The sequence below is a fragment of the Pseudomonas sp. 2848 genome (assembly GCF_003253945.1).
Lineage (GTDB): Bacteria > Pseudomonadota > Gammaproteobacteria > Pseudomonadales > Pseudomonadaceae > Aquipseudomonas.
The window spans coordinates 18797-39141 of the sequence record NZ_QKZD01000003.1; the positions used below are offsets into that span (position 1 = coordinate 18797).

Consider the following 20345-nt stretch of genomic DNA (forward strand, 5'->3'; position numbering starts at 1 on the left):
AAAGTCTGTACTGCCCCTGTGGGAGCCGGCTTGCCGGCGATTGGGCTGCGCAGCAGCCCCGGCAATATCAATCCCACCACCACCCTGCTGACCTCCGTCAACCCCGCTACGCTTGAATCTTCCAGAATCACCCTTATCTATTGGTCATCTCAGGCAGGTTCATCATTACAGGTGCTGTCCATCGCTCCGCCTGCCCTTTAAAGGAAGGTATCCCCCATGCGAATAGACCGACTGACCAGCAAGCTGCAACTCGCGTTATCCGATTCCCAATCCCTGGCCGTGGGCATGGACCACCCGGCCATCGAGCCCCTGCACCTGCTGCAGGCGCTGATCGACCAGCAGGGCGGCTCGATCAAGCCGCTGCTGATGCAGGTCGGCTTCGACGTCAACAGCCTGCGCAAGGCGCTGACCAAAGAGCTCGACCAGCTGCCGAAAATCCAGAACCCCACCGGCGACGTGAACATGTCCCAGGACCTGGCGCGCCTGCTCAACCAGGCGGACCGCCTGGCCCAGCAGAAGGGTGACCAGTTCATCTCCAGCGAGCTGGTGCTGCTCGCCGCCATGGACGAGAACAGCAAGGTCGGCAAGTTGCTGCTCGGCCAGGGCGTGAGCAAGAAGGCCCTGGAAAACGCCATCAACAACCTGCGCGGCGGCGCGGCAGTGAACGACGCCAACGCCGAGGAATCGCGCCAGGCCCTGGACAAGTACACCGTCGACCTGACCAAGCGCGCCGAGGAAGGCAAGCTCGACCCGGTAATCGGCCGTGACGACGAGATCCGCCGCACCATCCAGGTGCTGCAACGCCGTACCAAGAACAACCCGGTGTTGATCGGTGAGCCCGGTGTGGGCAAGACCGCCATCGCCGAAGGCCTGGCCCAGCGCATCATCAACGGCGAAGTGCCCGATGGCCTCAAGGGCAAGCGCCTGCTGGCGCTGGACATGGGCGCGCTGATCGCCGGCGCCAAGTACCGCGGCGAGTTCGAAGAGCGCCTCAAAGGCCTGCTCAACGAACTGAGCAAGCAGGAAGGCCAGATCATCCTGTTTATCGACGAGCTGCACACCATGGTCGGCGCTGGTAAAGGCGAGGGCGCCATGGACGCCGGCAACATGCTCAAGCCGGCCCTGGCCCGTGGCGAACTGCACTGCGTAGGCGCCACCACGCTCAACGAGTACCGCCAGTTCATCGAGAAGGACGCAGCCCTCGAGCGCCGTTTCCAGAAGGTGCTGGTCGAAGAGCCGAGCGAGGAAGACACCATCGCCATCCTGCGCGGCCTGAAAGAGCGCTATGAAGTGCACCACAAGGTGGCCATCACCGACGGCGCAATCATTGCCGCGGCCAAGCTCAGCCACCGCTACATCACCGACCGTCAGCTGCCGGACAAGGCCATCGACCTGATCGACGAAGCCGCCAGCCGCATCCGCATGGAGATCGACTCCAAGCCGGAGGTGCTCGACCGCCTCGACCGTCGCCTGATCCAGCTGAAGGTGGAATCCCAGGCGCTGAAGAAGGAAGAAGACGAAGCGGCGAAGAAACGCCTGGAAAAACTGACCGAGGAAATCGAGCGTCTGGAGCGCGAGTATTCCGACCTCGAAGAAATCTGGGCCTCGGAAAAGGCCGAGGTGCAAGGTTCGGCGCAGATCCAGCAGAAGATCGAGCAGGCCCGCCAGGAACTGGAAGCCGCCCGCCGCAAGGGCGACCTCAGCCGCATGGCCGAGCTGCAGTACGGGGTGATCCCGGACCTGGAGCGCAGCCTGCAGATGGTCGACCAGCACGGCAAGACCGACAACCAGCTGCTGCGCAACAAGGTCACCGAGGAAGAGATTGCCGAAGTGGTGTCCAAGTGGACCGGCATCCCGGTGGCGAAGATGCTCGAAGGCGAGCGCGAGAAGCTGCTGAAGATGGAAAGCCTGCTGCACGAACGGGTGATCGGCCAGGACGAGGCGGTGACCGCCGTGGCCAACGCCGTGCGCCGTTCCCGCGCCGGGCTGTCCGACCCCAACCGCCCGAGTGGTTCGTTCCTGTTCCTTGGGCCCACCGGGGTGGGCAAGACCGAGCTGTGCAAGGCGCTGGCCGAGTTCCTCTTCGACACCGAAGAGGCCATGGTGCGCATCGACATGTCCGAGTTCATGGAGAAACACTCCGTGGCGCGGTTGATCGGTGCCCCGCCAGGGTATGTGGGCTATGAAGAGGGCGGTTACCTGACCGAAGCCGTGCGCCGCAAGCCGTACTCGGTGGTGCTGCTCGACGAGGTGGAGAAAGCCCACCCGGATGTGTTCAACGTGCTGCTGCAGGTGCTGGAGGATGGTCGCCTGACCGACAGCCACGGCCGTACCGTGGACTTCCGCAACACCGTGATCGTGATGACCTCCAACCTGGGCTCGGCGCAGATCCAGGAACTGGCCGGTGACCGCGAAGCGCAGCGTGCGGCAGTGATGGACGCGGTGGGCGCGCACTTCCGCCCGGAGTTCATCAACCGCATCGACGAAGTGGTGGTGTTCGAACCGCTGGGCCGCGAGCAGATCGCCGGTATCACCGAGATCCAGCTTGGCCGCCTGCGTGGTCGCCTGGCCGAGCGCGAGCTGTCGCTGAGCCTGAGCCCGGAGGCGTTGGACAAGCTGATCGCCGTCGGTTACGACCCGGTGTATGGCGCACGGCCATTGAAGCGTGCGATCCAGCGCTGGATCGAGAACCCGCTGGCGCAGCTGATCCTGGCGGGCGAGTTCCTGCCGGGTGCGGCGATCACCGCGAAGGTGGAGGGCGACGAGATCGTCTTTGGCTGACCCGCAGTAAACGAAGAGCCCCGCGTCAGCGGGGCTTTTTTATGTGTGCTGTCCGGCCTTATCGCGGGGCAAGCCCCTGCTCCCACGCCGATCTGTGCCAGAAGATACCCAATGCGTGGGAGCGGGCATGCCCCGCGATAAGGCCAGTGCAGGCAGCGCAAACCCCTGATTTTCCGGCTTCCCAGCTAACTTGCTGAAAATTTTGAAAAAAGTGCTTGCACAAAAAACAGAGTGCCCCTAATATTCGCCCCGCTGTCAGGCACTGAGCAGATCGCCAGCAACACCGACGATCTGAAAACAACTTACAAATCAGTAAGTTGAACGAAAAAAAGTGGTTGACAAGCAAAACGAAGAATGTAGAATAGCCGGCCTCAGCAGCGACAACGCGAAAGCGGATAGCCAAAGAGATCGAAGCTAACACAGGCTTCGAAGCAGTAAAGATGTACCGAAGTTCAGTTCCGCGATAGCTCAGTCGGTAGAGCAAATGACTGTTAATCATTGGGTCCCTGGTTCGAGTCCAGGTCGCGGAGCCAATCTCGGGGTGTAGCGCAGTCCGGTAGCGCGCCTGCTTTGGGAGCAGGATGTCAGGAGTTCGAATCCCCTCACCCCGACCATTTTCCGGGTCGTTAGCTCAGTTGGTAGAGCAGTTGGCTTTTAACCAATTGGTCGTAGGTTCGAATCCTACACGACCCACCATGTAAAAAGGGCATCTCGAATGAGATGCCCTTTTTCTTTTGTCCGCGATTTATATCCCCGCCCTTTGCTACCCTGTGGCCTTCGCCCGCAGGAGCGCCCGCGCATGCCACTCAAAGCCAGTGTTTTCATTGCCTCCAGCCTGGATGGCTTTATCGCCCGCGAAGACGGCGGCCTCGATTGGTTGATGGGGGCGACTCAGTCCAGCGACGACCATGGCTATGCCGGTTTCATGGCGGGCGTCGATACGTTGGTAATGGGGCGCGGCACCTTCGACAAGGTCATGACCTTTGGTGAGTGGCCGTACCCTGATACGCGAGTGGTGGTGGTCAGCAGTACGCTCGAGGCACTGCCCAGGGGTGTGTCAGGGCGCGTCGAGTTGCATCCTGGGCCGATCCCGGCGTTGCTCGAGCACCTGCAGGCCACGGGCGCAAAGAGCCTCTACCTGGATGGCGGCAAGCTGATTCAAGGGTTCTTGCGCGAGGGGCTGGTGGATGAGCTGACCATCACCCGCATCCCCGTGCTGCTGGGGCAGGGGATACCGTTGTTCGGCGAGTTGGCGAAGGATGTGCTGTTGCAGCACATGAAGACGACCAGTTACGAGAGTGGGTTCGTGCAGAGCACGTATCGCATAGTGCGTTGAACCGTGGGAGCGGGCTTGCCCCGCGATGGCGTCTGCACAGGCAGCCAGGTTGTGGCGGCCAACGCCATCGCGGGGCAAGTCGGGTCGCTGCATCGCCGCTCCCACCGGGAGAGCAGGCGACCGGCTATCAGTGCAGCTTCAGGCGCGGCTCAGTCCCGCGCCCAATCTTGCTGCCCAGCATCAGCATCAAGGTGCGGAACATCCCGTACAGCGCCATCTGGTGCATCCGGTACAGCGACACATAGAACATTCGCGCCAACCAGCCCTCCAGCTTCACGCTGCCCATCAGGTTACCCATCAAGTTACCCACCGCCGAGAAGCGCGACAGCGATACCAGCGAGCCGTAGTCCTTGTACTCGTAGGTCGGCAGCGGTTTGTTCTCCAGGCGCAGCTTGAGGCTCTTGGCCAGCAGCGAGGCCTGCTGGTGCGCGGCCTGGGCCCGTGGCGGCACGTTGCGGTCGGTGCCCGGCTGCGGGCAGGCGGCGCAGTCGCCGAAGGCGAAGATGTTGTCGTCCAGGGTGGTCTGCAGGGTCGGGCGCACCACCAGTTGGTTGATGCGGTTGGTCTCCAGGCCGTCGATGTCCTTGAGGAAGCCCGGCGCGCGAATGCCCGCCGCCCAGACCTTCAAGCTGGCCTGGATCACTTCGCCGGCCGCTGTCTTCAGGCCATCCTCGGTCACTTCGCTGACCGCGGCATTGGTCATCACCGTCACCCCGAGTTTTTCCAGGGTCTTGTGCACCGGCACGCTGATGCGCTCCGGCAGCGCCGGCAACACCCGTGGGCCCGCTTCGATGAGGGTGATGTGCATGTCTTTGGGCTGGATCTTGTCCAGGCCATAGGCTGCCAGCTCGTGGGCGGCGTTGTGCAGCTCGGCCGCCAGCTCCACGCCGGTGGCACCGGCGCCGACGATGGCCACGCTGATCTGCTCGCTGGCCACATCACCCGCGTGGGCGCGCAGGTAGTGGTTGAGCAGTTGCTGGTGGAAGCGCTCGGCCTGCTTGCGGCTGTCGAGGAACAGGCAGTGCTGCGCCGCGCCCAGGGTGCCGAAGTCGTTGGTGTTGCTGCCCACGGCGATCACCAGGGTGTCGTAGCCGATGGTGCGCGCAGGCAGCAGCTCACGGCCCTCGTCGTCGAGGGTCGCGGCCAGCTGGATCAGTTTACTTTCGCGGTCCAGGCCGCTCATGCGCCCCATCTGGAAGTTGAAGTGGTTCCACTTGGCCTGGGCCACGTAGTTCAGTTCGTCTTCCGAGGAGTTCAGCGAGCCGGCCGCCACTTCGTGCAGCAGTGGCTTCCAGATGTGCGTCAGGTTGGCATCAACCAGGGTGATCTCGGCCTGTTTGCGCTTGCCCAGGCTTTTACCCAGGCGGGTCGCCAGTTCCAGGCCGCCGGCGCCGCCGCCGACAATCACGATGCGATGAGTCATGGGGATATCTCACAAGTTTTACGGAATTCGTGGACACAAGGTCCGGCCGCATCCGGCATGAGAGGCGGGCGAGCGCGAGGCAGCTCATAGCACCAGTCCACTCAGCAGGCGGCTCAACAGGCCCAGACCGATGGTCACGGCCACCACCAGCAGCAGGAGCAGCCACGGCCGGAAGGGCCGGCGCTCGACTTGATGCTGGGGGGCGCTCAGATACTCATCGACGCGACGCTGATCTTCAGGATTCAGGCGGCTGGTCATGGTGGGCCTCGTCAGATAGACGTTCGTGACTGCGTGCACGCCACAGCGCTCACGCAAACGCATGGGTCGAATGATAATGCTTTCTATCCCTGGCGCCGAGTGTACGTGATCGCAAAGACACCCGGCACTGGATCAAAGACTGATGCCTACGTCGAACACGATGCTGCGCCCCAGGTTGCCGCGCAGGAAATCCGGCGCGTCCGGGTGGGCGAACAGCACCCGGGCGAAAGTCGGCCCCACCAGCGACAGCGACCGCCAGCCCTGGCGCAGGTACTCGGTGGGCGGCGGGAAATGGCTATTGAGGTCGAGCACTTCGCGCTTGAGGCTGGCGAAGGCGATGATGTCCAGCTCGCTCAGGTCCAGCCCGCGCTCGCGGTAGTTGTGCGACTTCTTGCGCAGGGTCGGCGCCAGGCGCGCCAGCAGCTCCTGGGCGCTGATGCGCCGGGGCCGCTGCTCGCGGCGCACCAGCTGGGCCAGGGAGAAGGCGCTGCGCCGCCGTTGCAGCTCCTCGCGCCATTCATCGTTGAGCCGGCGGCCCTCGTCGAGCACGAAGAACACCTCGAACGCCGCGTCGCGGAACAGCACGTCCGGTGGCTCTTGCCCGGCCGGGGTGAAATCCTCGCTGCGGTAGGGGATGTTCAGCCCTTGCAGCAGGCGCTGGCAGACCCAACGCTCGCGCTCCCATTTGCGGGCATTGGACAGGAACGCATTGGCTTGCTCGGCCTGGATGGTAAGCAGGCGCAGGTAGTCTGAGTCATCCATGGGGACAAGCTTAGTCGCTAATTGATGACGGTAAGATGCTGTTTGTGCGTAGGAATCAGCCCAGCACCAGCCACTGCTGCACCACCCCCAGCAGATGCAGCAGCCCGCCGCCCAGGCAAATGGCCGAACTGACCGCGATAAACCGCCGGCTTCGCCCGGTGCCGGCCAGCACCAGCGGCCCCAGCAGGCCCCGCGCCAGGTACACCAGGGTGATCAGGCAGATCACCGGCAACAGCAAGGGCAACGGGCGCATCAGCCCAGCCGCTGACAAGGCATAGGCCGACCAGACGAGCAGCACCGCCGCGATCGCCGCAGTGACCAGGGCCGGGTAGACGCGCCCTTGCTCCGCCGCCCTGGCCATGCGCTCGCCAGCGCCGAACAAGCGGTACCAACGCGGGCCAACGGCGATCACCGCCAGGTGCAGCACGCCGGCGATGGCGCTGAACGCCGCGCCGAGCAGCAGCGGCAGGTTAAGTCCTTCAGGCATGGCGGACGCGTCCTGCATCGAAATGAGGTGCCAGCCTATAGCAACCGGCTGAAAGGGAGAATGGGTGTAGACTCAGGCTTGTCCACATGGCCGACAGGGATATTGTTCAGGTGATCAGCGCACAAGTCTTGTCCAGCACCAGCCTTACCCTTGGCTGGATAGGTTACGTGCCCCTGCTGATCTGGGCCGCCAGCCGCACCCGCTGGGTCGAGCTGTTCACTGACACCCGCCGCCAGCACCTGCTGTTCGGCACGGTGTTCTGCCTGTTCATACTCTGGCTGGTGCGCCGCGACTTCGATACCGGGGTGTCGTACCACTTTATCGGCATGACCGCCGTCACCCTGCTGCTGGACTGGCCATTGGCCGTGCTCGGCGGCTTTCTCGCCCAGCTTGGCCTGTTGCTGATGGGCCGCCAGGACCTTGCCGCCATCGGCGTCAACGGCCTGCTGATCGTCGGCCTGCCGGTGCTGGTCACCGAGGTGTGCGCGATCCTGGTCGAGCGCGCCCAGCCGCGTAACCTGTTCGTTTATATCTTCTGTTGCGGGTTTTTCCCGGCAGCGTTGACGGTGTTGCTGTGCCTGGCGGCGGGGTTGGGGGTGCTGTGGATGGACGAGCGTTTCGCCATGCCGGAATGGCTAAGCGATTTTGTTGGCTACCTATGGCTGATGATGTTCCCCGAGGCGTTCATCAATGGCACGGTGATCAGTGCGCTGGTGGTGTTCTGCCCGGAGTGGCTGGAGACCTTCAACCGCAGCCGCTATCTGCAAGCGCCGTGGAAGGATGACGAGCGCTAAAGCGTTATCGAGTGGCCTGTACCGGCCTCTCGCCGGCAAGCCGGCTCCCACACCGACCGCGTAAACCTAAAGCCAAGCGCCGTCCCTGTGGGAGCTGGCTTGCCAGCGATGGGCCGCAACGCGGCCCCAGGATTCAAGCAGCAGCTGTTGTTAAGGCTGCGCGATCCGTTTAGTGCCGCGGCTCCAGATCCCCCGAATACAACTCATCCTCGGACTCCTCCGCCCCGGCGATCTTGTGCTCCTCGGCCGCCCAGGCGCCCAGGTCGATCAACTTGCAGCGGTCCGAGCAGAACGGCCGGAACGGGCTCTGCTCGCCCCATTCCACGGGTGCCCCGCAGGTCGGGCAATCAACGGTCATCGGCTGGCTCATGGCTGGCCTCCTCGTAAAGTCAGGTAAAAGTGGTGCAGGCGGTCGATCTCGTCGTGCAGCGATTGCAGGTCACGATCGTTGACCACCACGTCATCGGCATGGCGCAGGCGCTCTTCCCGGGCCAGCTGGGCCTTGAGAATCGCCTGCACCTGTTCCGCGCTGGTGTTGTCGCGGGCCAAGGTGCGTTGCACCTGCAACTCGGTCGGCGCATCGATCACCAGGATGCGCTGGGTCTTCTGGTGCTGCCCCGACTCGATCAACAGCGGCGAAACGTACACCGCATAGGGCGTCTCGGCCTTGGCCAGGTAGCTGAAGATCTCCTGGCCGATCAGCGGGTGCAGCAGTTGTTCCAACCATTGCCGTTGGCTCGGGTCGGCGAAGATGAGTTGGCGCAGGGCGCCACGGTCGAGCTGGCCGTCCGCCTGCAGCACGCCGGCGCCAAAGCGCTCGACGATGCTGGCCAGGGCAGGGCGCCCCGGCTCGACGACCCAGCGCGCAGCCTGGTCGGCATCGACCAGGTGCACGCCCAGTTCGACGAAACGTTCGGCGGCGGCGCTCTTGCCGCTGCCGATGCCGCCGGTAAGGCCAAGAATCCAGGGTGTGAAGGGCGCTGTGCTCATCAGGTTCCAAGCAGTTGCAGGTATGAGGCGACTATTTCATCACCCCAGAGCAATGCGATCCACCCCGCAATGGCCAGATAAGGCCCGAAAGGCAATGCCGCGCCCATTTGCGTGCGCTTGAAACGCACCAGCGTCAGCCCGATCAGCGCCCCTACCAAGGACGCCAGCATCAAGGTCAGCGGCAGGATCTGCCAACCGCCCCAGGCACCGAGCATGGCCAGCAGCTTGAAGTCACCGAAGCCCATGCCCTCCTTGCCGGTCACCACCTTGAACACCCAGTACACCGACCACAAACTCAGGTAACCCGCCACCGCGCCCCACAGCGCATCGCTCAGCGGCACCAGCAGCCCGAAGGCGTTGCCGATCAACCCCAGCCACAACAGCGGCAGCACCAGCACATCCGGCAGCAACTGGTGCTCGGCATCGATCAGGCTCAAGGCGATCAATCCCCAGGTCAGCAGCATCACTGCCAGCGCCTCCACGCCTGGCCCGAAATGCCAAGCGACCAACAGCGACAGCAGCGCGGTGGCCAGCTCCACGAGTGGATAACGCGCACTGATCCGTGCCTTGCACCCCGAGCAACGCCCACGCAAGGCCAGGTAACTCAGCACAGGAATGTTTTCCCACGCGCGGATCTGGCGCTGGCAGTGCGGGCAGCGCGAAGCCGGCAGGCACAGGTCGAAACGCTCATGCTCGGCCTGCGGCAGCCCCAGCACCTCCTGCGCCTCCCGCTGCCACTGGCGCTCGAGCATGATCGGCAGCCTGTACGCCAGCACATTGAGAAAACTGCCCACCAGCAACCCCAGCACCGCGGCCAGGGCGTAGAAAAACGGCGGATGATCGACGATTACGGTCCAGGCATTCATGTTCAGATCAGGCTACCCAACTGGAAGATCGGCAAATACATCGCCACGACGAGGCCCCCCACCAGCAGCCCGAGGATCAGCACGATGGCCGGCTCAAGCAGCGTGGTCAACTGCTCCAGCGCCTGGCTCACCTGTTCTTCGTAATGCAGCGCGGCCCTGTCCAGCATCCGGTCGAGGGTACCGCTGGCTTCGCCCACCGCCACCAGCTGGCGCAACAGCGGCGGGAACAGCGCATCCGCCTCCATTGCCTGCTGCAGCCCCATGCCGCCGGCCACGTCCTGGCGCAACTTGAGGATCGCCCGCTCGTGCAGGCTATCGCCACTCACCGGCGCCACCGTGGCCAGCGCATCCAGCAACGCCACCCCGGCGGCATACGAGGTCGCCAGGCTACGGGCAAAGCGCGCCAACGCCGCCTGCCCGAGCAAGGTGCCCACCACCGGCACCCGCAACACCCCGCGCAATATCCACAGGCGCGCCGGCAGATGCCGCCGATACAACGCCTGCACCCCAAACCCCAGTGCAGTTATCAACAGCACCAACCACCCGACGTGATTGCCCAGCCCTGTGGATAAATCGATCACCCACTGGGTGAACGCCGGCAGTGCCTTGTCGAAACTGGCGAACAACCCCTGGAACCGCGGCACCACCTCCAGCAGCAACAACGCCGCCACCCCCAGCCCCGTCAGCAGCAACAGCGCCGGATACAGCATCGCCTTGCGCACCTTCTGCCGCAGCGCCTGGCGCTTCTCCAGCATGGTCGCCATCTGCTCCAGCTGCCGGTCCAGCGTGCCCGACTGCTCGCCCACCCGCACCAGGTTGCAGTACAGCGCATCGAACCACCCCGGATGGCGCTGCAAGGCATCCGCCAAGCCCAACCCCGCCGCCACATCCTGTTGCAACCGCACCAGCAGCGCCGCCATGGCGCTGTTCACCGTGCTGCGCGCCATCACCTCGAACGCCTGTAACAGCGGCACCCCCGCCGTGAGCAAGGTCGCCAGCTGCCGGCTGAACCCCGGCGCATCCACCTTGCCCGCCCGTTGCGGCCAGCGCCAGCGCAGCCCACCCGCCAGCCGCACCCGCGTCGCGCGAATCCCCTGCTGGCGCAACCACGCCTGCACGAACGCCGGGCTGCGCCCAGTGTGCTGGCCCTGTTGCGGCGCGCCGCTGGCATCGACGCCTTCCCAGGCGTATAGACGGGTGGAAGCAGGCATGGCGAGAGTCCTTTTGCGCTGGGGCGAAAAGCCCGGTAACAGCTTGCCCGGCCTGCTGCCGGGCGCGTTTCCCTGTGGCTCACTAGAGTAGTCCAGCGAAGATGACGCCCCGCCGCGCAGGGGTGACAAAAGGTGTCGGTTCAGGCCTACTGCGCGCCTGCCGGCCGGGGCGCGCCACGATGAAAGCGCCCGCCGCGCCTCCACGTATCACGAAGGAAGACCGTTCATGAAAGGGCAACGAGGTATCACCCTGATCGAACTGATGATCGTCGTCGCGATCATCGGCATCCTGGCGACCATCGCCATCCCCCTGTACACCAACCACCAGGCCCACGCCAAGGCTACCGCCGCGTTGCTGGAAATCTCCGCGCTGAAGACACCGATGGACGTGCGCCTGAACGACGGCAAGGACGTACCAGACGTCGCCAGCCTCGGCGGCCAGCCCGCCACCGCCCATTGCGCGATCACCGCCAGTGGCAAGGCCGCCGACGGCACCGCCAGCATCGCCTGCACCCTGGCCGACGCACCGGCCAATGTGCTGGGCAAGACCGTGACCCTGGCGCGTACCCAGGCAGGCTGGACCTGCGTGACCACGGTGGAGGAAGACCTCGCGCCCAACGGCTGCAAGGCGCAGTGAAAGTGAGGTGAAACAGGGGTTTGCGTAACCGACACGGCAGTGGTACGTTGCGCAACACGCCGGTGTAGCTCAGTCGGTAGAGCAGCGCACTCGTAACGCGAAGGTCGCAGGTTCGATTCCTGTCTCCGGCACCAGAGACCAGTTTCCAGAAGTCTATGACTGTCTACGAAACACCCAACAAAGCCCGCCTAGCGCGGGCTTTGTTGTTTCTGCCTGTCTCGTTTTGTCTCTGGGCATCTACGCGATTTAGGGATATGGTTAGGGATATTTCGGTTCGGCAAGGAAACGTATCCTTATGGCGCGCACAGTGGTTCCTCTCACCGATCCCAAATGTGATGCGGCCAAGCCTCGGGAGAAGGACTACAAGCTGTTCGATGGCAAAGGCCTCTACCTGCTGGTGAAGCCGTCAGGCGTCAAGACTTGGCGTATGAAGTACACCAAACCTGATGGCCGTGATGGTTTAGCAACGTTTGGCAACTATCCGGCGCTCGGCTTGAAAGCGGCCAGGGAGCGACGCGCCCAGGCGCTTGAACTCCTTGCTGCTGGGAAAGACCCCATCGAGCAGGCGCGCTTGGACAAACAGGAAGCGGCTAACGCCCGGGCGAATACATTCCGTTTGCTTGCTCAGGAATGGCACGCGGCCTGCGCTCGTAAGTGGACACCTGGTCATGCCTCCACCGTGTGGAGACGCATTGAATCCCACTTGTTGCCCACTCTCGGTGATCGCCCGGTCGCGGAACTCAAAACACGGGATCTGCTGGTTCCACTGAAGGCGGCGGAAAAGCGGGATACCTTGGATACGGCTGCACGCCTACGGCAGTACATGACAGGCATCCTCCGCATGGCGGTTCAGCATGGCCATCTGGATTTCAACCCTGCGATAGATCTGCAAGGCGCCACGGCTACCCGCAAAACAGCGCACCGGCCTGCTTTGCCATTTGAGCGCTTACCTGAGCTCCTCCAGCGGATAGATGCCGACAGCGGGCGCGGCCTGACCAAGCTCGCGGTGCAACTGACCTTGCTGGTGTTTATCCGCTCTAGTGAGCTCCGATTCGCTCGCTGGGGTGAGATCGACATGGGAAAGTTGATGTGGGAAATCCCTGGTGAGCGAGCGCCTATCGAGGGCGTAAAGAACTCCCATCGCGGCTCGAAGATGAGCACACCACACTTGGTTCCGCTCAGTCGCCAGTCAGTTAGTGTCTTGGAGCGAATCCGCGATCTCACCGGCCGATTCGACTTGGTATTTGTAGGTGATCACCATCACTGGAAACCCATGAGCGAAAACACCGTCAACAAGGCCCTTCGACGCATGGGGTATGACACGAAGTCAGAGGTGTGCGGCCACGGTTTCAGGACAATGGCTTGTTCAGCACTAGTTGAGTCTGGGTTGTGGAGTAAAGACGCTGTCGAACGACAGATGAGCCATCAGGAGCGAAACACGGTGCGCGCAGCGTATATCCACAAAGCAGAACACATTCAGGAGCGAAGGCTCATGGTGCAGTGGTGGGCAGATTATTTAGACGCCAATCGAATGGAAGCGATCACCCCGTACGACTTTGCCCACCGAGATGCTGTCGCGAGCGACATTTGAGATTTCAAGCAACGCATGAGGCATCGAGAGCTAGCGATACGTTACGGTCGTCAATGCTCGTGGATCGTAGCCACCAATTGGGGTGTTTCATGTGCAACTCGTGTTTCGGGGCAGGTGGAACCGTTGAAAATCCTAGCCTCCGGACTGGTAACGCATCGCTGGCCCACGCGGACAAGCAGGTGTATCAACGCTATATGGTGTTTCGCACCACTGTTGCCTGTCGGCCCTGTCGGCAGCTTAGCGATCATCTATCGCGCAGGCTCATTTTTCGATCAAGGGGGCGTGGGGTGTGATCTGGTCCGAAAATGAGGTGGAGCAATTCACGTTCGAGCTTGCGAATACTGACATCAGTAGCCTGCTCGATGAGATCCAGATGATGGAGGATGCTGTAGCGGAAGTTGCACTTTTCCCTGAGTTCCGTGAGCACTTTCGCCAGGCATTTGATGTGATAAACGAGGCAGCTTCTTATTGGCTCGAGGAAGGGTTGGGGTATTCCAGTCAAGCAAGGCGGGTAATCCATGAGACGTTCAGGCAGCGAGATCTCATTTACGAGCGATTGTGCTATGCCCAGTCGTTTTCGCTGCCGGATGTAGTGCGTCAGGTGCTAGGTCAAGTTGAAGCTATTTCTAGCTCTCGAATGGCGGCGAGCTACGCCTTCGCGCAAGCGCTGGACGCTGTTCAGGTGCTGGCTGACTGGTTGGGGAATGTTGAGCTCAATGTGTACGACATCAACCCTGACTTAGCCGAATTCCTAAGGCTGAATGATCCCGAGTTTTTTCACACCATGGTTGAGCGCCAACGTCGTACCCAACCGGGCAGGGAAGCTGAGGTGAGAGAGACCTTTGCTCAGTGGGTGGCTGAGTCGGAAAAGGTGTTGATGCTTGCTGACCTTTATCGCCAGTCTGAAGTCGCGTTGAGCTCTGGGACGCTTCAGCCAGGTAGTTTTTTTCCGACGATGATCGACAAAATCTACACCGTGAAAAGCTCCGAGAGGGCTCGCTGGGCAGGCAAGGGGAACAGTCGGCCAGGTACCGCTACTCAAGATGGAAAGGTGAAGAAGCGGGAGCTCACCCGGGCCGCCGTTGAGCGTATCAAGAGGTCCTATCCTGAAATTGAACCTAAGGCACTGCTGTCCAGGCTGGTCGGTGTAGAGGGAATCGGAACACGGGACACGATTAGGGAAAATCTCAGAGAGCTGGGAGAGTACGGCCCTAGAAAAAAAAGAAAAACGAGCGGACCGTGTTGATTCGTTATTGAGTTTTTAGTCTGTGCCTGTCTCTTTAGATACAGGCATGACTATGACCACTTTCTCCGCAGCAACCACCCTCCACTCTGGGCGCGACCCTCAGACCACTCTGATACGCATCACTGAAGTGATGGCTATCGTAGGGTTGGCCCGTCCCACGATCTACAAGCTGATGCAGCAGGCCGAGAGTGGCTTCCCGCTGCCCGTGAAGCTGAGCAACAGTACCGCCCGGGGCGCCCCGGTAGCCTGGGTTCTTTCCGAGGTTCAAGCATGGACGCGTAGCCGCATTCAGGCTCGTGACCGGGTGGCGGCATGAGCGTGCGTCGCTATCACTTCACTGGCCCATTCCATGATCCCTATGGCGCAGCGTTCTGCCTCTACAAGTCTGGGGATATCAACTGGCGACACAGGATCATTGCAGGGGTGAGTTGGAACGGCCAGTCCCAAGAGGCATTCTTTTTCAACCCAGATGGCCTAGCCATTCCACTCCGCGCAAACCCGTGGGAAATGCCCGCGTTCATGCGGAAGCATGGAATCCGCCGCGAGTTCTCTACCATCGTGGGAGAAGGGCCGTTCGCAATGGACAAACAGCGGCGTTTGGGCCTCACAGCAATTCAATTGGCTGAATGGGTAACCTACTGGTTCACCGATGAGAGTTATCTCTTTTCGAATGACGCTGAGGTTTGGGCTAGCTGGGTAGCGAACGATCTGGAGGAAGAGCAGGCCACCAGCGAACAGAGTCATGCGTTTGGACGAGATCAAACAGACCTGGATACCTTCGTGGCTGAGAGCGTTGCAAAACGTGAAGAGTGGCTCGCTGAGGAGTACCGCCGCCGGTGCAGGGAAGACGCGAGGATATTTGCCTGGTTGAAAGGCGAAGCGCACCCACCGACCTCTGGCAACTGACAGCACCGACCCGCACTGCTCAAACGAAAACGCCCCCGGCGGCTACCGAGGGCGTTGAGGTAATTCTTCATGCCTGCTCAATCTAAACCTCCATTATTGCTTGTGCAAGTATGCGCACCTGTTGCGCTTCTGCTCGCTCGCGATTACTCTGTGATCGTCGCTGCAAATTCAGTGACCGACCTTGGCCGGTCGAACAACTCAAGGCGCACAAGCGCCCACCATACGATTGCAGGCGCTTTTTTTGTGCCCGCAGTTTCGTGTTATGGCGGCTGTGCGTGGGACACCTTCGGGTGTGCCGGGTGCCTTGAGTCCCGGTCGGCCAACCCGCGTACAGCCGTCACCATTCCTTGCTTGGCCGCAAGCGGTGATGGCTCCTCAACTCAAGGAGCAACACCCAATGCACGCCCGCCTTCCGTCCAAAATTCGTGCCGCTGCCCATCGGGCATTGGCTCTCGCCGCTCTCCACGCCGACTCCAGCCTTCGTACTCGCCTTGCCCGTTACAACGACCATATGGCCAAAGCCCGCGCCCTGGAAAATACAGGGGGTGCGCAATGATCACTTCTCTGAATATGGCCCTTCCCGAAGATATCCTCGCTGTTCCTAAACACACCGATGCCGGTATTCCAGTCGATGCCATCACTTGCGCAGTAGAGCGTGCGAACGCTGTTCTCCTCCTGCTAGAAGATCAGTTCGAGTGTGATACCCCTCGCTTGGCGAACCGCGTGATCGCCGCTGCTCTGTGGGACGTACGCGGGACGCTGGGGCTGATTCGCACGCTGGTGATTCATGCTGACGAATCTAGCCGTCGCTCGGTATCTGGAGGTGCGCAATGAAGGCCTCTTTGGTGATAAACACCGCCGGCGGCGCCACCTTTGCCAATTACAACTCGCAGGGTTCACCGCTGTTCCGTGTTAATGCCGGCATTTCTTGTGAGGAAGCGCTTGAGCAAGCTTCGCTTCTGATGGACTGCATCAATAAGCTCACTCTGCGGGGCGGGATGGAAAATGAGAATGGAACCGTAGTTTGGGCAGCTCATTACCTCGGGGAAATGGCTAAAGCCCTCATTGATGACGTCGCCACAGGGCTTCAAGTTGCCCAAGGCGGTGGCGCATGAGCGGAACCAAAGTCAACAGCCGTCGCCCCACCTTTGCGCAGGTCAAAGCTGAGGCGCTGTGTCAGATTGATCGGGTGCTCTCTCACTGGCTGCCGAACGGAAAGCGTGTAGACGGTGGCAAGGAATACACCGCACCAAACCCTACCCGAAATGACAAGCACGCCGGCTCTCTGAAGATCAGCCTGACCAAGGGCACGTGGGCTGACTTTGCAACGGGTGAAAAAGGCGGCGATCTGATCGACCTGGTGCGCTATCTCGGTAGCTCGTCTGACGTTGATGCATGCCAGAAGCTGGTTGAGTTTCTGCGTATTGATCCTCGTACCGCGATCCAGGCTCAGCCGGCTAAAAAGCCAGCAACTACTGAATGGCAGGCGGTATTACCGATCCCCGCTGAGGCGATGACCAAATGCCCAAGCAAGCACCGACAGCATGGGGCTCCGTCGAAAGTTTGGTGTTACCGCAATGCCCAAGGCGAGCCCTTGATGGTTCTCTATCGATTCGATGTCGCCGGTAGTCCGGACGAACCCGCCAAGAAGGTATTTGCGCCGCTGACGTGGTGCATGCGTGGCGCGCAGGGTCCGGCTCAATGGCGCTGGCAGGGGCTAGCTGAGCCACGACCATTGTTACGCCTGGACGAGCTGGATAAGAAGCCAGACGCTCCAGTGATTCTTTGCGAGGGCGAGAAGGCCGCTGATGCAGCGCAGGTGCTTCTGCCAAGTCACGTGGCCACCTGCTGGCCAAACGGCTCAAACTCTTGGCACAAGGCGGACTTCACCCCGTTGCAGGGACGTGAGGTGCTCTTGTGGCCCGATAACGACGACAGCGGCGCCAAGTGCATGCAGGCGATAGCCTCCAAACTGGCGGAAATTGGTTGTGCAGTTCAAACCATCGAGCTAGCAGTGTTCAATCGCAAGCCTGTGCACAAGGGCGAAATACCGAGCTTTACCAAAGGCGGACGTTGGAGCGATGGTGATGACGCCGCCGATGCGCTGGAGAAAGGGTGGACTGCTGCGCATTTCGCGTTGCTAGCTGGCACCGGTGAGCTGTGTGGAAGCTCGAACCAGAGCGCTCCATCGGTTGTTGAGGTGGTTGATGCGAAGCCAAGCAAGGCGGAGAAAGGGAAGGCTCGCCCCAGTCGGGATCTACTACCGACTGGCTTCCGCCTGACAGAAGAAGGCGTGTTCTACGCCACCGAAGATGGTGAGGCACGCCCCGTATGTTCGTCCCTTGAAATTCTCGCGCGTACTCGCGACGAGAAGGGTCACAACTGGGGGCTGCTGGTCGAGTTCGATGATCCCGACGGTGAAAAGAAACGTTGGAACATTCCGGCGCGGACGATGACCGGCGATTTCGGCAAAGACGTATTGGGTCCACTGGTCGACATGGGACTACGCCTGGCCGGCTCTAGGTCAGGCAGGCATGCGCGTAACGACCTGCAGAGCTACCTGCAGGGTTTTGATAGCTCTCAGCGCGCACGACTAGTAACCCGTTTGGGCTGGCACAACAACGCATTCCTGCTGCCTGATCGTCAGATTGGTCAGCATGGCGAACACCTGCATTTCTACGATGCTGGAGCCCAGCTCCCGCCAATCAACGAGGCTGGCACCCTAAAGCAGTGGCAGAGCCAGATCGGCGCTCTTTGTGTCGGTAATCACCGCTTGGCGTTTGTGGTCAGCACGGCTTTTGCCGGCCCTATGCTTCATTTGCTGGGACACGAGTCCGGCGGTTTTCACCTTTACGGTGACAGTTCCGGCGGGAAGACCACGCACTTGCAGGTAGCCGCCTCAGTGTACGGCGGACCACGTTTGGTGCGGTCATGGCGGTCGACCGACAACGCGCTTGAGTCAATCGCTGCGGCGCACTCTGATGGACTGTTGATCTTGGATGAAATCGGCATGTGCGACGCCCGCATTATCGGCGAGACCGTCTACATGCTCGGCAACGGCACCGGCAAAGCCCGGGCGAATGATCGAGGACAAGCAGGCCGTACCGTACAGGAATGGCGCCTGCTGTTTCTTTCGACCGGTGAAAAGACGCTGGCGCAGCATATGGCTGAAGCCAACAAAGAGCTCAAGGCTGGCATGGAGGTTCGTATGCTGGCGGTACCGGCGAACGCCAGCAAAGGGTTAGGGATGTTCGACGCCCTGTGTGGATTTGAAGATGCCGCATCGCTCTCAGATGCGCTCAAGCTGCGGGTAAGCAAGTTCTACGGTACGCCGCTCACGGCGTTCCTAGACGCCTTGTGCGCTCCCGGCAAGCTTCCCGGTCTGGTGACCATCATGCGTCGTACTGTCGAGCAGTTCATCGCAAAGAATCTCCCAGCGTCAGCAAGTGGGCAGGTCCAGCGTGCTGCTCTGCGCTTTGGCCTGGTCGGCGCAGCGGGCGAGCTCGCCACTGCCTTGGGCGTGACCGGCTGGCCTGACGGCGCTGCGCTCACGGCAGCTCGCGTCTGTCTGCATGCCTGGCTGGCTGAGCGCGGCGGTGCAGGAAATATGGAGGGGGAAGCCATCATGGCGCGCTTGCGCCAGGTCATTGAGCGCTTTGGTGAAAGCCGATTCACGCGGTGGGAGTCCACCGCCGCGAAGATCGATGAACATGGCCCACGCACGATTGATCGATTGGGGTTCCGCAAAACCATGGAGCACGGCATGGGTGACACCATGCACACCACCATCACCTACTACGTACTCCCGGAAGCATGGCGATCGGAGGTGTTCCGTGGAATGAACATCACCGCCGTGAACCGTGAGTTGATAGAGCGAGGCGTTCTACAGAGCGGCAAGGACGGAAAAGCGTCGAGCACAGTACGCCTGCCCGGCATGGGCATGCAGCGCTGTTACGTGGTGCTGAGCGAACCCAATACCGAGGCGCCGCTGGCTGAAGTTGTGGCGGCCTAAAGGTAGCCAGTCCACATGAGGCATACGCCGGCGCGTTCGGCCTCGCCAGCCACTCAACTATCAACTCCCTCCTATGGATGACGAAGCAATGCGAAGCCTTGAACAATTGAACATCGAACGCACCCAGCACCAAGCTGAGCTCGAGGAACTCAATGGGCAGATCGCCCAATACGAAGAGCACCTGATTGATCCAAACTATCCTGAAACGCCAGCAGGTAACGAGCTTCAGATCCGCCTTCGTGAATTGAGATCGAAAGTCGGAACCGTCGAGCACAAAGTCTCCATGATTGATCGGGACATTGCATGGTGGAACCGAAAGACTAAAAGCTCTGAGCTGATGGCAGAGTACAAAGAAACCATGAACAACTGGGCAGCTGATAAGGCCGACCTGGAAGGCAAGCGCAAAGTGCTGAGCGCGCGGTTAGCAGAAACCAAGAGCCAGTCCGAGAAGATGGTTGCTGATGCTCGCCAGGCTGAGGAGGAGGCCGCGCGGGCCTACGCCCAAGCGGTTGCTTGGAGCGATGTAGACGGCGAGAAAAAAGCTGCCGATGGCGCACAGAAAGCGGCGAAGGCTTTGAACTCGGCGATGGAAAATCAGCGCCGGCAAGGCTTGATGATCGCTGCCATGGTGCAAGAAATTGAAACTATCGACACGCACATCGAGGAAGCGGCTGAGGAAATTCTTAAGGCGGAACGCTTTGCAGTGGTAGTGGCTCTTGAGCGTTTGGAAGAGCAGTGGGATGCATCGCTGAAAGAGCTTCTTGATCTCGGGGCAAGGCTTTACGCAGCGAAACGCTATATGGGACGCGAGGGGATGGCATTTCATCGATTCCATGTAAGTAGCCAATTGGAAAGCCACACTCACTGGAGCGACAGCGATTTGGCGGTGATGAGCTATCAATATTCCATCGCGCAAGTTATTGATGTTCCTGCTTTGGACTAAAGTGGAGCTAATTCCATCCGTTTTATAGGCTGATAATTTCAACTTTTTAGTTATAAAGAGGGCGCTGCCAGTTACGCTAAGACTTTGGCCGCGCCCGAAATC

20 protein-coding genes and 4 tRNA genes are annotated in these 20345 nt (G+C 61.1%); 16 read left to right on the top strand and 8 right to left on the bottom strand.

All coding sequences use genetic code 11. From position 1 onward, the window contains the following. Positions 1-216: 216 nt before the first annotated feature. The 5 genes from clpB (at position 217) to DFS21_RS07270 (ending at position 4117) form a co-directional block, all read left to right on the top strand. A complete protein-coding gene (clpB, locus tag DFS21_RS07250; protein WP_023631670.1) occupies positions 217-2781 on the top strand; it encodes an ATP-dependent chaperone ClpB in 2565 nt (854 codons plus the stop codon). Positions 2782-3238: 457 nt separating this feature from the next. After that, positions 3239-3314, top strand: a tRNA-Asn gene (locus DFS21_RS07255). A 4-nt stretch (positions 3315-3318) separates the two neighbouring features. Continuing rightward, positions 3319-3395: transfer RNA gene (locus DFS21_RS07260), tRNA-Pro, on the top strand. A 6-nt stretch (positions 3396-3401) separates the two neighbouring features. Continuing rightward, positions 3402-3477: transfer RNA gene (locus DFS21_RS07265), tRNA-Lys, on the top strand. A gap of 103 nt (positions 3478-3580) precedes the next feature. Then, the gene (locus tag DFS21_RS07270) at positions 3581-4117 is read left to right on the top strand and encodes a dihydrofolate reductase family protein (RefSeq protein ID WP_110700056.1); all 537 of its coding nucleotides are present in this window, start codon (positions 3581-3583) and stop codon (positions 4115-4117) included. Positions 4118-4244: 127 nt separating this feature from the next. Here the strand turns inward: DFS21_RS07270 and DFS21_RS07275 are convergent, their stop codons facing one another. The 4 genes from DFS21_RS07275 to DFS21_RS07290 form a co-directional block, all read right to left on the bottom strand. Continuing rightward, entirely contained in the window at positions 4245-5540 is a 1296-nt protein-coding gene (locus DFS21_RS07275; protein WP_111532044.1) for an NAD(P)/FAD-dependent oxidoreductase, read from the bottom strand. A gap of 84 nt (positions 5541-5624) precedes the next feature. Continuing rightward, a complete protein-coding gene (locus tag DFS21_RS07280) occupies positions 5625-5798 on the bottom strand; it encodes a DUF3094 family protein (RefSeq protein WP_023631877.1) in 174 nt (57 codons plus the stop codon). A gap of 132 nt (positions 5799-5930) precedes the next feature. Next, complete coding sequence (locus tag DFS21_RS07285) at positions 5931-6560, bottom strand: DUF1780 domain-containing protein (RefSeq protein ID WP_038706811.1); 630 nt, start codon at positions 6558-6560, stop codon at positions 5931-5933. Positions 6561-6615: 55 nt separating this feature from the next. Continuing rightward, on the bottom strand, positions 6616-7047 hold the full coding sequence (locus DFS21_RS07290) for a hypothetical protein (protein ID WP_111532045.1): 432 nt from the start codon (positions 7045-7047) through the stop codon (positions 6616-6618). An 86-nt stretch (positions 7048-7133) separates the two neighbouring features. Here DFS21_RS07290 and DFS21_RS07295 point away from each other — a divergent pair, with 86 nt between their 5' ends. Further along, complete coding sequence (locus DFS21_RS07295) at positions 7134-7841, top strand: energy-coupling factor ABC transporter permease (protein WP_110700050.1); 708 nt, start codon at positions 7134-7136, stop codon at positions 7839-7841. 169 nt (positions 7842-8010) lie between these two features. Here DFS21_RS07295 and yacG read toward each other — a convergent pair whose 3' ends face one another. From yacG to DFS21_RS07315, 4 genes are read right to left on the bottom strand one after another with little or no spacing between them, the layout of a single operon-like run. Next, positions 8011-8211, bottom strand: a complete 201-nt coding sequence (gene yacG / locus DFS21_RS07300; RefSeq protein WP_046854173.1) for a DNA gyrase inhibitor YacG — start codon at positions 8209-8211, stop codon at positions 8011-8013. Then, complete coding sequence (coaE, locus tag DFS21_RS07305) at positions 8208-8831, bottom strand: dephospho-CoA kinase (RefSeq protein ID WP_038706809.1); 624 nt, start codon at positions 8829-8831, stop codon at positions 8208-8210. The genes yacG and coaE overlap by 4 nt, the downstream gene beginning before the upstream one ends. Beyond that, positions 8831-9697, bottom strand: coding sequence for an A24 family peptidase (locus tag DFS21_RS07310; protein WP_111532046.1), 867 nt, complete (start codon positions 9695-9697; stop codon positions 8831-8833). The genes coaE and DFS21_RS07310 overlap by 1 nt, the downstream gene beginning before the upstream one ends. A gap of 2 nt (positions 9698-9699) precedes the next feature. Then, positions 9700-10908: a type II secretion system F family protein gene (locus tag DFS21_RS07315; protein WP_111532047.1), complete on the bottom strand. Its 1209-nt coding sequence runs from the start codon at positions 10906-10908 to the stop codon at positions 9700-9702. Between the two features lie 226 nt (positions 10909-11134). Here DFS21_RS07315 and DFS21_RS07320 point away from each other — a divergent pair, with 226 nt between their 5' ends. From DFS21_RS07320 to DFS21_RS07365, 10 genes are all read left to right on the top strand, one after another. Further along, positions 11135-11545: a pilin gene (locus DFS21_RS07320; RefSeq protein WP_111532048.1), complete on the top strand. Its 411-nt coding sequence runs from the start codon at positions 11135-11137 to the stop codon at positions 11543-11545. Between the two features lie 58 nt (positions 11546-11603). After that, a tRNA-Thr gene (locus tag DFS21_RS07325) sits at positions 11604-11679 on the top strand. A gap of 161 nt (positions 11680-11840) precedes the next feature. Beyond that, positions 11841-13136: an integrase arm-type DNA-binding domain-containing protein gene (locus tag DFS21_RS07330; RefSeq protein ID WP_111532049.1), complete on the top strand. Its 1296-nt coding sequence runs from the start codon at positions 11841-11843 to the stop codon at positions 13134-13136. Positions 13137-13425: 289 nt separating this feature from the next. Continuing rightward, complete coding sequence (locus DFS21_RS07335; protein WP_111532050.1) at positions 13426-14382, top strand: hypothetical protein; 957 nt, start codon at positions 13426-13428, stop codon at positions 14380-14382. A gap of 46 nt (positions 14383-14428) precedes the next feature. Then, positions 14429-14698, top strand: a complete 270-nt coding sequence (locus DFS21_RS07340) for a helix-turn-helix transcriptional regulator (RefSeq protein ID WP_371926790.1) — start codon at positions 14429-14431, stop codon at positions 14696-14698. Then, positions 14695-15288 (top strand): hypothetical protein, encoded by a 594-nt coding sequence (locus DFS21_RS07345; RefSeq protein WP_111532051.1) that lies wholly within the window; start codon positions 14695-14697, stop codon positions 15286-15288. Before DFS21_RS07340 ends, DFS21_RS07345 begins: the two co-directional genes overlap by 4 nt. A gap of 552 nt (positions 15289-15840) precedes the next feature. After that, the gene (locus DFS21_RS07350) at positions 15841-16122 is read left to right on the top strand and encodes a hypothetical protein (RefSeq protein WP_256591262.1); all 282 of its coding nucleotides are present in this window, start codon (positions 15841-15843) and stop codon (positions 16120-16122) included. Next, positions 16119-16403: a DUF3077 domain-containing protein gene (locus tag DFS21_RS07355; RefSeq protein WP_111532052.1), complete on the top strand. Its 285-nt coding sequence runs from the start codon at positions 16119-16121 to the stop codon at positions 16401-16403. Before DFS21_RS07350 ends, DFS21_RS07355 begins: the two co-directional genes overlap by 4 nt. Beyond that, positions 16400-19300, top strand: coding sequence for a DUF927 domain-containing protein (locus DFS21_RS07360; RefSeq protein ID WP_111532053.1), 2901 nt, complete (start codon positions 16400-16402; stop codon positions 19298-19300). Before DFS21_RS07355 ends, DFS21_RS07360 begins: the two co-directional genes overlap by 4 nt. 88 nt (positions 19301-19388) lie before the next feature. Beyond that, positions 19389-20243: a hypothetical protein gene (locus DFS21_RS07365; protein ID WP_111532054.1), complete on the top strand. Its 855-nt coding sequence runs from the start codon at positions 19389-19391 to the stop codon at positions 20241-20243. Positions 20244-20345 lie beyond the last annotated feature (102 nt).

Coding starts and splice junctions, on each gene's coding strand:
- clpB (WP_023631670.1), top strand. CDS start 217: ATGCGAATAGACCGACTGACCAGCAAGCTGCAACTCGCGTTATCCGAT.
- DFS21_RS07270 (WP_110700056.1), top strand. CDS start 3,581: ATGCCACTCAAAGCCAGTGTTTTCATTGCCTCCAGCCTGGATGGCTTT.
- DFS21_RS07275 (WP_111532044.1), bottom strand. CDS start 5,540: ATGACTCATCGCATCGTGATTGTCGGCGGCGGCGCCGGCGGCCTGGAA.
- DFS21_RS07280 (WP_023631877.1), bottom strand. CDS start 5,798: ATGACCAGCCGCCTGAATCCTGAAGATCAGCGTCGCGTCGATGAGTAT.
- DFS21_RS07285 (WP_038706811.1), bottom strand. CDS start 6,560: ATGGATGACTCAGACTACCTGCGCCTGCTTACCATCCAGGCCGAGCAA.
- DFS21_RS07290 (WP_111532045.1), bottom strand. CDS start 7,047: ATGCCTGAAGGACTTAACCTGCCGCTGCTGCTCGGCGCGGCGTTCAGC.
- DFS21_RS07295 (WP_110700050.1), top strand. CDS start 7,134: ATGGCCGACAGGGATATTGTTCAGGTGATCAGCGCACAAGTCTTGTCC.
- yacG (WP_046854173.1), bottom strand. CDS start 8,211: ATGAGCCAGCCGATGACCGTTGATTGCCCGACCTGCGGGGCACCCGTG.
- coaE (WP_038706809.1), bottom strand. CDS start 8,831: ATGAGCACAGCGCCCTTCACACCCTGGATTCTTGGCCTTACCGGCGGC.
- DFS21_RS07310 (WP_111532046.1), bottom strand. CDS start 9,697: ATGAATGCCTGGACCGTAATCGTCGATCATCCGCCGTTTTTCTACGCC.
- DFS21_RS07315 (WP_111532047.1), bottom strand. CDS start 10,908: ATGCCTGCTTCCACCCGTCTATACGCCTGGGAAGGCGTCGATGCCAGC.
- DFS21_RS07320 (WP_111532048.1), top strand. CDS start 11,135: ATGAAAGGGCAACGAGGTATCACCCTGATCGAACTGATGATCGTCGTC.
- DFS21_RS07330 (WP_111532049.1), top strand. CDS start 11,841: ATGGCGCGCACAGTGGTTCCTCTCACCGATCCCAAATGTGATGCGGCC.
- DFS21_RS07340 (WP_371926790.1), top strand. CDS start 14,429: ATGACTATGACCACTTTCTCCGCAGCAACCACCCTCCACTCTGGGCGC.
- DFS21_RS07345 (WP_111532051.1), top strand. CDS start 14,695: ATGAGCGTGCGTCGCTATCACTTCACTGGCCCATTCCATGATCCCTAT.
- DFS21_RS07350 (WP_256591262.1), top strand. CDS start 15,841: ATGATCACTTCTCTGAATATGGCCCTTCCCGAAGATATCCTCGCTGTT.
- DFS21_RS07355 (WP_111532052.1), top strand. CDS start 16,119: ATGAAGGCCTCTTTGGTGATAAACACCGCCGGCGGCGCCACCTTTGCC.
- DFS21_RS07360 (WP_111532053.1), top strand. CDS start 16,400: ATGAGCGGAACCAAAGTCAACAGCCGTCGCCCCACCTTTGCGCAGGTC.
- DFS21_RS07365 (WP_111532054.1), top strand. CDS start 19,389: ATGCGAAGCCTTGAACAATTGAACATCGAACGCACCCAGCACCAAGCT.